This is a genomic window from Paraburkholderia sp. A1RI_3L, assembly GCF_048957895.1.
Classification (GTDB): Bacteria; Pseudomonadota; Gammaproteobacteria; order Burkholderiales; family Burkholderiaceae; genus Paraburkholderia; species Paraburkholderia kururiensis.
In genome coordinates, this window is record NZ_JARCHA010000034.1 from 1 (window position 1) to 12,068 (window position 12,068).

8 protein-coding genes and 1 pseudogene are annotated in these 12,068 nt (G+C 58.7%); all 9 read left to right on the forward strand.

Annotated features, from left to right (window positions below; translation table 11 throughout):
* The first annotated feature begins 115 nt into the window (after positions 1-115).
* A complete protein-coding gene (locus tag PXJ20_RS32430; RefSeq protein WP_421032861.1) occupies positions 116-415 on the forward strand; it encodes a hypothetical protein in 300 nt (99 codons plus the stop codon).
* 59 nt (positions 416-474) lie between these two features.
* Complete coding sequence (locus tag PXJ20_RS32435) at positions 475-1,812, forward strand: capsule biosynthesis protein (protein ID WP_421032860.1); 1,338 nt, start codon at positions 475-477, stop codon at positions 1,810-1,812.
* Positions 1,813-1,898: 86 nt separating this feature from the next.
* Positions 1,899-3,020, forward strand: coding sequence for a glycosyltransferase family 4 protein (locus PXJ20_RS32440; protein ID WP_421032859.1), 1,122 nt, complete (start codon positions 1,899-1,901; stop codon positions 3,018-3,020).
* A gap of 101 nt (positions 3,021-3,121) precedes the next feature.
* Positions 3,122-5,038 (forward strand): capsular biosynthesis protein, encoded by a 1,917-nt coding sequence (locus PXJ20_RS32445; protein ID WP_421032858.1) that lies wholly within the window; start codon positions 3,122-3,124, stop codon positions 5,036-5,038.
* Complete coding sequence (locus tag PXJ20_RS32450) at positions 5,039-6,469, forward strand: mannose-1-phosphate guanylyltransferase/mannose-6-phosphate isomerase (protein ID WP_421032857.1); 1,431 nt, start codon at positions 5,039-5,041, stop codon at positions 6,467-6,469. It begins immediately after the preceding gene.
* A 127-nt stretch (positions 6,470-6,596) separates the two neighbouring features.
* Positions 6,597-7,691, forward strand: coding sequence for a porin (locus PXJ20_RS32455; RefSeq protein ID WP_421032856.1), 1,095 nt, complete (start codon positions 6,597-6,599; stop codon positions 7,689-7,691).
* A gap of 573 nt (positions 7,692-8,264) precedes the next feature.
* Entirely contained in the window at positions 8,265-9,266 is a 1,002-nt protein-coding gene (locus tag PXJ20_RS32460; protein ID WP_421032855.1) for a glycosyltransferase family 2 protein, read from the forward strand.
* A gap of 474 nt (positions 9,267-9,740) precedes the next feature.
* Complete coding sequence (locus PXJ20_RS32465; protein ID WP_421032854.1) at positions 9,741-10,361, forward strand: recombinase family protein; 621 nt, start codon at positions 9,741-9,743, stop codon at positions 10,359-10,361.
* A gap of 121 nt (positions 10,362-10,482) precedes the next feature.
* A pseudogene (locus PXJ20_RS32470) lies at positions 10,483-11,943 on the forward strand (IS3 family transposase); the annotation flags it as partial.
* Positions 11,944-12,068 lie beyond the last annotated feature (125 nt).

Below are 12,068 nucleotides of genomic sequence, written 5' to 3' on the forward strand. Positions count from 1 at the left end.
GGCTTGGATGGAAGCCAACGACCACGCTCGAACAGCTGTGCCAGATGATGGTCGAGGCGGACATCCGGCGTAACGAAGCCGGGTATTCGTTTTGAATCATGCACCGGGGATGTCCATGAACGCACTATTGGTCGCTGTCTTTAAAACCGTGCTGCTCACGGTGGTCATGTATTTCTCGGTTACCGCGCTAGGAGGGTCTCCGATTGTCTCCCTCGTGCTTGCCTCTATTCCAATCGTGTTCATGGTGCTCAGCATCTATACGGGCTTCGCTTTCCGGCTCGTCGCGGTCGTGTTCCTGATCGCGTGCGCGAAGACAGTGATCGTCGGCCAGGATCTGAGCGGGCCACAGGTGGTTGGCCTGTTGGGTAGCGCGGCGAGTGAGGTGCGCGAAACGCTTCGGGTTGTCAAGCCCTGAGGCCAGCAGGTGGGGAGGCTACAGGGATGATTCCGGGCGGCTGGCAACGTTTCAGAGGCATGAGAGTGCTCCTGCTTCAGGGACCGGTCGGGCCTTTTTTCAGGCGCCTCTCCAGACGTCTGAAGGAAGCGGGCGCGCATTCGGTCTGCAAGATCAATTTCAACGCGGGCGACTGGCTGTTCTTCCCAGCCGGGTCGGTCAATTACACGGGCTCGCCATCCGACTGGCCGACATTCCTCGACACGCTCCTTCAGCGCAGACAGATCGATGCTGTGTTCCTGTTCGGCGATTGCCGCGCCTATCACGCAACGGCGGCACGACTGGCGCGATCGCGCTCAATCGAAGTGTGGGTGTTCGAAGAGGGCTATGTGCGGCCAGACTTCGTCACGATGGAGCGGGACGGCACAAACGGCCATTCGCAGATTCCGCGCAATGCCAGCTTCTACCAGTCTCTTCCGGATCAGCCAGACGTGCCGGAACAACAAGTGGGTAACGTGTTCGTATGGCTTGCGCTGTGGGGCGCGCTGTATTTCCTTGCCGGGTCACTAGGAGCCGTTTTCTTCCCGCAATATCGCCATCATCGGCGGCTGTCGCTTCTGGAGGGATTTGTCTGGCTGCGCGCGGGCTGGCGCAAGCTTCTGTACGCGGTGTGTGAGCGCGACGTGACGCGGCAACTGACGCAGACGATGAGCCGGGGGTTCTTCCTGGTGTCGCTGCAGACGGCGACGGATTCGCAGATTCATGTGCATTCGCGCTACGGGTCCATCGGGGAATTCATCCGTGAGGTCATCGCTTCATTCGCAGACCATTGTGCGCCATCGTTCGTCCTAGTGTTCAAGCATCATCCCCTGGACCGCGGGCACAACGACTATGGCCAGTTCATCCGGCAGCTGTGCCGTGAATACGGCGTCGTTGGCCGGGTGTTGTACATCCACGATCAGCATCTTCCCACGCTGCTCGTGCACGCCGCTGGCCTCGTCGTCGTGAACAGCACGGTGGGGCTGTCGGGCGTGCATCACGGCCTTGCGGTGAAGGCGCTCGGCGAGCCGGTTTACGGCATCGTGGGACTGGTGTTTCAGGGCGATCTCGATGCGTTCTGGCGGGAAGCCCATACGTTCAGACCCGACATGGCTCTGTATCGGCGCTTTCGCCGTTGGCTGATTGACCACACGCAACTAAACGGCAGCTTCTATGCCGGTAACGTGGAGCCCGGAATGTTCCACGGTTCGATCCTGTGCAGCGATGTCGCCGCGCACGCCCAACCTGATGTCGCAGCGCTGACAACTGCACACGAAATCCAGTGCGAGGTGTCGCGTAACGATGTGTCAAAGCCCGGCATGTACCCTGGCAACGGTGAATCCCCGGGCAGCCATGCACCCGAGAAGGAGATCGTTTGACGATGGGTGCGAGAGCATATGCAGGCGTAGCGTCGGGACCCGTAAGGCTTGACGTCACACGGCTCCTTCAGCGCTGGGTGCGTGGTATGCGCCCGACCGGCGTGGACCGCGTCGGGCTCGCTTACGTGCGGCGCTATGCCGGGCAGGCAGAAGCACTCATCGCGATCCGCGGCGTTCCCGTGGCGCTCACGCGCGCAGCGTCGGAGCGCGTGTTCGCGTTGCTGCTCGGCCCAGCGGGCACCGGTCTGCCTGTCTCACGGCTTTGCTCGCTGGCAGCGGCCGTCACAGCAAATCAGGCCCATCCGCGACCGCCCGCGCATGGAAGAGGAGGGACGGTTCTTCACACCATCCACTCCGGACTTGAGCATGCCCGCTACTTTCGCATGCTGTGGGCGAGCGGCTTCCGCACGATTGTCATGGTGCATGACCTCATTCCCGTCACGCACCCGCATTATTGCCGACCAGCCAGCGTGCGGCAGCATACGCGCAGGATGTGCACCGCGCTCCGCTGGGCGGCAGGAATCGTCACCAATTCGCAGGCGACGCTCGATGCGCTGGCAGCATTTGCCCGGGGCCGCGGAATGCTCATGCCGCCCGCCACGGTGGCGAGACTCGGGGTGGACACGCCGGAGGCCCTTTCATTGCCGCCCCAGGCATCTGGCCATCCGTATTTCGTCATGGTTGGAACGATAGAGCCGAGGAAAAATCACTGGTTCATCCTGCATCTGTGGCGTGAGCTCGTCGCCCAGTGTGGCAACCTGGCACCGCGGCTTGTCGTCATCGGTCGTCCTGGGTGGAAGTGCGGCAATGAGCTTGACATGCTCGGCCAGTGCCGCGAACTTCGCGACGCCGTTATTCATCTGCCGGACTGCCCTGATGAGGTCATGCTCGCGCAGCTTCGTGGTGCCCGAGCGCTGCTCTTTCCGTCATTCATCGAGGGATATGGTCTTCCACTCGCCGAAGCTCTTTCCATGGGCGTGCCGGTACTCGCCAGCAATCTCGCCGCTTTTCGCGAGGTGGCAGGCGAGGTCCCCGATTATCTCGATCCACTGGATGGGGCCAGTTGGCTTGCGCACGTACGGTCGTATGCGGAGCCGTCCAGTATGGATCGCGAACAGCAGGTGGCACGCCTCGCGGGCTTTTGCGCACCCACCTGGCCTGAGCACTTTGCCGCCCTCGACCGATTTCTCGACGGGATGGCCCCATGAGTACCGGGATGCACCAACGAGTGTGCCTATCAGCAGGCTCTGCAAATGGGCTTGCGGCCCCCGTCTGGATAGACCGACGTACGCGTCGCCTTGCCCGGTTGATGCTGTGGCTGTCGGGACAGGAACCAACGCTCGCATGGAGCGGCCCTGTTTCGTTCTTCCAGACGGCTTTGCGCAGACCAGTCTCCTGGTTTCAGATGCCGGCAACGGGTCATGTTGGGGCGGTGTTCATCGACGCGTTGAACCAGGCGCTGGAAGAGGATGCCGGTAGCGCACGAGAAGACGCCCTAATGAAGCGATTGCTTGCGGCCTATACCGGGACAGCGCCGCATGCGGACCGGTGTGGAATGCCCCGCGCGAAGCTGGTTGTCATCGTGGATGAGCGCGTGTCGTCGGGCGATCCGTTTTCAGGTTCTGCGCGCGAGCGGCGGGAGCGTTTCCGCAGCCTGCTTTGGACCGTGCGATGCCGGCACCCTGGCGAAGTGATATGGGTTGTCCGTTCCGCCGATGGCGGAAGTGGTGCATGGCTTTCGGACACGCTGAAGTCGCCAGCCCTGCGCGATACCTGCACAATCAAGTCGCCCCACACCTTCCGGGAGACTCTACCCGATGCGCTGCACGTGTACACGCTGGGCGCGACCGAGGGTCTATATGCGCTGCTTGGGGGTGTTACCGTCCACGTGTTCGGTACTCCGTATTACGCGGGCTGGGGTTTGACCGATGACTGTCTTCCTCAGCCGGGCCGACGCTTTTCGCCCACACGCGGCGCACTGTTCTATGCAATCTTTGTGCGGCTTGCGCGCTACGTGGATCCCGCGACGCACGTGCAAGGCCAGCTTGAAGCTGTTATCGCAAGCATCGAGCTGCAGAACGAGGTCGCACAGCGGTACGGCGATATAGATTCAATCACCGCCTGCGGATTTCAGCTGTGGAAGCGCCCCTTCGTCAGGCCCTTTCTGGAAGCGGGCAGGGCGCGGGTTCGCTGGACAGGGAAAGCCTCTGCTGCTGATGCCCGCGACTATATCGCCATGTGGGGTGCCATGGGCGGCCTGACACTCCTTACGGGCAAGCGGCTCACCGTCGAAGACGGCTTCCTGCACTCATGCGGTCTGGGTTCGGACCTGTCAACTCCCCGCAGCCAGGTAATGGATCGTACAGGGATCTATTTTGACCCGCAGCATCCCGGTGACCTTGTGGCCTTGCTCAACGAGGCGACTTTTGACGAGGCCGAACTCGATAGAGCGCGTGCGTTACGTGAAAGCATCGTCGCCGCTGGATTGACCAAGTACAACCTGGGGCGCCGCCGCCCGGCCTGGACACCGCCTGCTGGTGTGCGGGTCGTTCTAGTACCCGGGCAGGTGGCAGACGATGCGTCGGTGTGCCTCGGCTGCCCGGATATTCATACGATCGAAGCCCTGCTTGTCGAAGTCCGCAAACGGCGTCCGCACACGTGGCTCGTGTACCGGCCACATCCAGACGTGACTGCAGGCAATCGCGACGGATTGGGAAACGATGCGCCTTTGCAGGCCATGGTGGACATGGTCGATACGGAGGCGGACATCGTGTCGCTGATCGAAGTGGCCGACGAGGTTCACACGCTGACATCTCTAGTGGGCTTCGACGCGTTGCTTCGCGACAAAGCTGTCTTCACGTACGGCATGCCTTTCTATGCCGGCTGGGGACTGACGCATGACGCCATCACAGACATTCCCGCGCGTGCACGCCCACTCACCCTGGACATGCTGACAGCGGGCGCACTGCTGCGCTATCCGCTGTACCGGGACTGGGAGTTAGGCGTCTTCACGACACCGGAGGCGGTCGTATCGTTGCTCGCAGTGCAGGCGTGCCGACCTCACGTAGCGACGCGATGGCACGTCCCGCGCGGTCTTACGAAGGCATGGCGCTGGCTGCGCAATGTCTCGGCCTGCCTGGCACACGACGGTATTACTGGTCGGCGCGGACGTGCCCACACGGCTCCCATGTGCCATGACCATTCAGCAACCCAGACGGAGGAATAAATGCGTATCTATCCAGTCATCCTCGCCGGCGGAAACGGCACGCGCCTATGGCCACTTTCGCGTGGCAGCTATCCGAAGCAGTATCTACGGCTTGCCGGTAAGCACAGTCTTCTGCAGCAGACGGCGCTGCGTGCTGCACAGCTCGAGGGTGCGATGCCGCCCATTGTTGTCGCAAACAGCGAACAGCGCTTTCTTGTAACGGAGCAGCTGCATCAGGCCGGTATCGTGCCGCTTGCTGTCGCGCTTGAGCCTGTGGGGCGCAACACTGCGCCCGCCATTGCCGTGGCGGCCGAGATGGCGCTAGAGGATTCGCCTGAGGCGATGCTCCTGGTGCTCCCTTCGGATCACATCATTGCGGATGGCGAAGCGTTTGCTGCAGTCGTCGCCCAGGCGGCCGTGGCGGCGCAGAAGGGACATCTCGTTACATTCGGCATTCAGCCAACGGAGCCTCATACCGGCTACGGCTACATCGAACGCGGGGCCACCCTCGACGGGCTGGACGGCGTTTATGCGGTCGATCGGTTCGTGGAGAAGCCCGATGCCGACACAGCCCGCTCACTGCTGGCCGATGGCCGGTATCTGTGGAATGGCGGCATGTTCATGATGAAGGCTTCGGCCTGTATCGACGAACTACGCCGCTGTGAGCCGAAGCTGCTGGCGGAGGCTGAAATGGCTTGGTGGCATGCGAATCGTGATGGTCTCTTTGTGTTTCTCGACGAGATGCACTTCTCGGCCTGCCCGGGTATCTCGATCGACCACGCAGTGATGGAGCGCACCGACAGGGCTGCGGTCGTCGTCGCTGATCGGATCGGTTGGAGCGACATCGGTTCGTGGAGTGCGCTCGCCGATATCGCGCCTGGCAGCAGCGATGGCAATGTCGTGACCGGCGACGTGCTGACCGAGGGCGTGTCGCGCTGCTACATCCGCTCTGAGCACCGCCTGATTGCAGCCATCGGAGTAGACGATCTTGTGATTGTCGAGACTGCCGATGCCCTTCTCGTGGCACGACGCGACCGGGTCCAGGATGTCCGCAAGATCGTGGAGGCATTGAACGCATCAGGCCGGGGCGAATCGGTTTCCCATCGTCGCGTAGTACGACCGTGGGGCTCGTTCGAAGTCATCGACCGCGGCGACCGGTTCCAGGTGAAACGGATCGTAGTGAATCCCTCGGCACAGTTGAGCCTGCAGATGCACCACCACCGGGCCGAGCACTGGATCGTCGTCAAGGGTACTGCGCTCGTCACCAACGGCACGCAGCAGGTCATGCTCAGTGAGAACCAGTCTACGTATATCCCCGTTGGCACGACGCACCGGCTCAGCAACCCCGGAAAAATTCCGCTCGAGTTGATTGAAGTCCAGTCAGGTGCCTACCTCGGCGAGGACGACATCGTGAGGCTGGAGGATACCTATGGGCGCGCCTCGACTATGTGATATGCCGCAACTAGCGGGTCAGAGCCGACAGGTCTACGACGTCCGAGCGACAAGCAGTATGGGCAACAGGGGAGAACGAGCCGCCCCCGCGCCAATTGACGATGGCTCGAGAACAGGGAGAAAGGCAATGAAAAAACTGATCTTTGCGGGCGCGGTTCTAGGCTTACTTTCGTCGGTATCATCGGCCCAGAGCAGTGTGACGCTTTACGGCCTCGTTGACGAGGGCTTCGATTTCACATCGAACGTTGGCGGAAAGCGAGCGTACCAGATGGAAAGCGGTGTTGCTCAGGGTAGTCGCTGGGGACTGGCCGGCACGGAAGAACTCGGCGGGGGGCTGCAGGCTGTTTTCCGGCTTGAAAACGGTTTCGATGTCAACAACGGCGCGCTTGGCCAGGGTGGCCGGATGTTTGGGCGGCAGGCGTATGTGGGGCTGAATTCAGCAACTGCAGGCACGCTGACCATGGGGCGCCAATATGACTCTGTGGTGGACTACGTAGGCCCGCTCACGGCCAATGGAAGTTGGGGCGGCGAGTTCTTCTCACATCCTTTCGATAATGACAATACAGACAACTCTTTCCGTATCAACAATTCGGTGAAGTACACGAGCCCGATCTTTGGAGGCTTGCAGTTCGGAGGCCTCTATGGTTTCAGTAATGATCCCGGCGGCACGAAGACGAACCGTGCATGGAGCGCAGGCGGCTCCTACAGCAACGGTCCGGTGGTCATCGGTGCCGCGTACCTGAACGTTAACAAGCAGGCGCGGACCACGTTTGGCGCTGTGACGGACGGCGACCCGTTTGCCTCTGCGGGGTGGCAGCGCGTTGCGGCTGCGGGCGTCAATGTGACGCTTGGGCAGATTACGCTGGGCGGAGTGTTTTCATACACGAACGTCCACAATCTCGTTGGCTTCTCCTCCATGATTTTCCAGAACTACGAAGTGAATGCGCGGTTTGCCTTGACACCGGCGTTTTCGCTGGGCGCGATGTATGACTATACACATGTGAGGGAAGGTGTGTCGACAGGGGGCGTCGCGAAAGGGCATTGGCATGAAGGCGGCGCGATGGCGGACTACGCCTTGTCGAAACGGACCGACGTATACGCTCAGGCTTTCTATCAGCAGGCAACGGGTGCTGCTGGACCAGCATGGATCGTCGGAACTACAGGGGCTTCGTCAGGTGATCATCAATTCGTTGGGCGGGTCGGGCTTCGGCACAAGTTTTAGTTGAAACTGAGGGGAGCCGGGGACATGCAGTTTTTCCATAATGTCTTTGTGCTCCTGTCCTGATACAACACTTGGCTGTGTTCGAGTGAAGAAGATCGCTTTTCTGCATATGCACAGGACGACAGGTCCTGACATTTTGCCCAATTTTATCCGGACTGACTTGGCAAGTATTTCTTTCCCGAAGATCTTTGTACAGCGCTTGCGTACTTTCCTGCCGACATGCTGAGTGACCATTAATTCTTCCATGGCCGTGCATTCGAGCGCCAGAAATCAAGCTCATTCCGAGCAAGGGGTTCGTCGTTGCCATGTTGCGAGACACGATCAAGCGACTGATATCGCACTACGAGCGGTTGGGTACGGAAAAGTGGTTAACCCGCTGTGGCGGCACATCGTTCCTTCTTTTAGCGATAGGCATTTTACATGAATATGGGGAGTCTGCGGCCTGACATAATCGATTAAAAATATTGTGTGCGCGCCAGAGAAGTCTGGAGGGCTTCGGAGTAATTGTGAGGATATGCCGATCCCACCTTTCATCTGTTTACTCTTCAGAGATAGTGATCTGGAGGCGGTTGAATGACAAATATGTCTCCGCTCGTAAGTGTTGTTATTCCGGCGTATAACAGGGCGAAATTCATTGGCGAGGCCGTTGAGTCTATTCTTCGACAGACTTTTACGCGAATCGAACTAGTAATTGTTGATGATGGATCGACAGACGAGACGAGCCGAGTCGCGGTTGATGCTGCAAGATGGGATCCCCGCGTCCGCATTGTTCGTTTGGAAAGGAATCTTGGTGTTTCTGCAGCTCTGAACGTTGGATTTCGCACTTCACGTGGGAGATTCATAGCGCGACTTGACTCCGATGATGTCGCCGCCCCAGAACGAATCGATATGCAATTGAACGCTTTCCATGCCAACGATAGGCTGGTGGCAGTTGGCTCGCATATGGAGCAATTTGGCGGGGTGCCCCGTCAACTCATCCGATTTCCACTCTCCGATAGTCGGATCAAAGCCCATTTGGTTGCGGCAGCAAACCATCTGTCCGGAGGGGCGATGATGGTGCGGCGGGATTTTGTAGAGCAACACGGAATATCTTTCGATGAAACCCTTCGGGTCGCTGAGGATTATGATTATCTGGTATCAATCATGGAAAAGGGCGGAAATTTTTCAAACGTAGATTCAACCCTAATCAGTTATCGTGTTTACTCAGATAATACTTCAAACTTATTTGCGCCGATATTTCGGGAATTTGTTGGGAGGGTAAAAAGGCGATTAATGGGCATATGGTTCCCATCATTCGCGGACGCCGAACTCAACATGGTCACCGAGATGTTCGCAGAGCCTTTTGCTCCGGACATTAAAGTTCTTCTTAACACTTGCCGTGTGGTGGAAAAATTGATTGCGGCAGATCCGATCGATTACGGACAGGACCAAGGAATTGTAAAGCAGTACCTCGCCAAATTCCTGCAGGACATGGCGATTGTGTATCGCGATCACGGAATTTACAATCGTTCTCATCTTGAAGTTCTTCAGATATTTGCTCGGGGGCTCGTTGTGGACTCCATGAAAATTTTCTAGGATTTCATGGATAACGGACATCGATTGTGCGCGTCCGTTATACCGGCTACTGCTGCCCAATGATGATAAGCTGCTGGCCCATCTCTCGAAATTGACCCGTACTAGCTTCGCAATGAACGGACGACTGCATGTGCTATGGGTCGTTCCGGATACATTGAGCGTGCGCTAATCGCTAGCGAAAGTGTCGCTCTCAAAAAATGTGCATAATAAATACCGGAATAATTCCTTACAAGAAGCGGAGCAAATGCAATGGGTGCACCACGCAAATTTAACAATTCTCCCGGTCGGCGATCAACACCTTACAATTGAGTTTTCTTGACAGAATCGTACTCCGAAAGGTACGTTTGGCGATGTATCGTCGCTGTCCTAACCGCGATAGTGCGATCAGACGGCGGTTATCGAGAACGACGCTGGACAATGCAACAAATGACCCGGCGCGGGCGCATGGCGTGCTCATTGAGGTCGGAGAAGTAGATGCCTACGAGCAGAAAGATTGGATATGCACGTGTATCAACAGATGAGCAAAATCTTGATCTGCAACTGGATGCACTGATTTTGTATGGCTGCAGCATTACTTACTCAGATCAGGGGGTGCCCGGGACGCGAGCTGACCGTCCCGGCTTGCGCGAGGCGCTCACTGCGGCGCAGCCCGGCACCACCCTGGTGGTCTGGCGTTTGGACCGTCTTGGGCGCTCCCTTCGCCATCTGGTCTCCATCATCGGCGACCTGGAGGGGCGCAACGTTCGTGTTGTTTCGCTGACAGAGTCGGTCGATACAAAGTCCACCGCTGGGCGGTTTACCTTTCACCTGCTAGCAGCACTTGCGGAATTCGAGCGCGGCCTTATCAGCGAGCGCACGCGTGCCGGGATAGCTGCCGCGCGGGCCCGTGGGAGGCAAATCGGACGGCCATTGGCGCTTGATGATGAGCAATGTGAGCGCGCAAGCGCGTTGCTTGGAGAGTACTCAGCACGATTCGTGGCGCGAAAACTGAACGTTGACAGGAGGACTCTGCTTCGTAACCTTCGGCGTTGGAAATCCGAGCGCGCACAGGATACGATGTCTGATCATCGGATTCCCGGCGATGCTGGAAGTTAGTCGAACAGCCTTGTGAAACTCAGAATCGGCTTCAGAGAGACTGTTGCGCGCTGACGAGCGTGCCAGCAGATCGAACAGCAACCGAGTTTGAGGAATGATTCATGAATGTTAGCGCGGTGTTCGAATCGAATACCCCATGAAGAATTCTCTCAAAGCATGGTGTGCGGAATTCGAGAGCAGTGGCGATCTGCAGAAGGAGTATGTCCGCGTAAATCCGAAGTACTCAGAGGAACAGAAGAACCTGGCACTCGAGCATTACGTCAATCACGGGCAGTGCCTCAGCTTCACCCTCCGGGCATTAGGCTATCCCTGTCGCCAGATACTGACGGCGTGGGTTCGCGAGCGCTATCCGGAAACCAGGAAATACGTGGTTGGCAAACGAGGGCGGCCGGCCGCGTCATTGCCATCCAGGCAAGCCGCAGTGTACGAACTGTGCACACGGCAAGGAAGTGCGGAGGCGGTGGCGCGAGCGCTGGACGTCGACAGGGTGACGCTGTACAACTGGAAAAACCAGTTACTCGGGCGAGAGGCCCCTGCATCCATGAAGCGCGACAAGAGATCACCCGCAGAGACGGATCGGGACGAACTGGAGCGGCAGGTCGAAGAGCTTCGGCGCGACATTCGCAATCTGCAGCTTGAACACGACCTGTTGAAGAAGGCGAATGAACTCGTAAAAAAAGACCTGGGCGTCGACCTGCCACTCCTGAGCAACCGGGAGAAGACGGCGCTGGTTGACGCCCTGAGAGAAGAATACGGTTTGGCTGAGCTGCTTGCGCGGTTGGACCTGGCGCGCAGCTCCTATTTCTATCATCGATCGTCCATACGGGTTGCCGACAAATACGCAGAGGTCCGTTGTACCGTTGCAGAGATCTTCGAGGACAATCACCGATCCTACGGCTATCGTCGGGTGCAGGCAGCGCTCAGCCGGCAACGGGCGTTTCTATCGGAGAAAGTTGTGCGTCGCCTCATGAAACAAGGCGGCCTACACGCGGCCAGGCCCAAACGGCGCCGATACCGTTCTTATATCGGCGAAATCAGCCCTGCCCCAGAGAACATCATCAATCGCGATTTCCACGCTGACGCCCCCAACGAAAGGTGGGTGACGGACATCTCCGAATTCCAGATTCCCGCGGGGAAGGTATATCTATCGCCCATGATCGACTGCTTCGACGGCATGGTCGTCAGCTGGACGATTGGTACAAGCCCCGACGCAGAGCTCGTGGATTCCATGTTAGATGCGGCCATCGAGACCGTGACCGAGGACGATGAGACGCCGATCGTGCATTCCGATCGGGGTGGCCACTACCGTTGGCCGGGCTGGCTATCGCGGGTTGCAAAGGCTAATCTGGTCCGGTCCATGTCGCGTAAAGCCTGTTCCCCGGACAACGCGGCCTGTGAGGGATTCTTCGGCAGGCTGAAGACCGAGATGTTCTATCCAGGGGACTGGCGTTCGACGACCATCGCGGAGTTCGTCGAGGTACTGAACGCCTACCTTCTCTGGTACAACGAGACGCGGATCAAGGGCTCCCTTGGTTACCTCAGCCCCATCGAGTACCGTGAAAGCCTGGGCCTAACGACGTAAATCAGTCCAGGAAAATGTCCGCACCCCCGCCGGGTCAGGTTTCCGTGCAATTCAACATCCCATGCGCTGTCGCCCGCACGCGCGTACCTGCGTGCGCTGATGACGTGACCGGGCGGGCCGGTGAA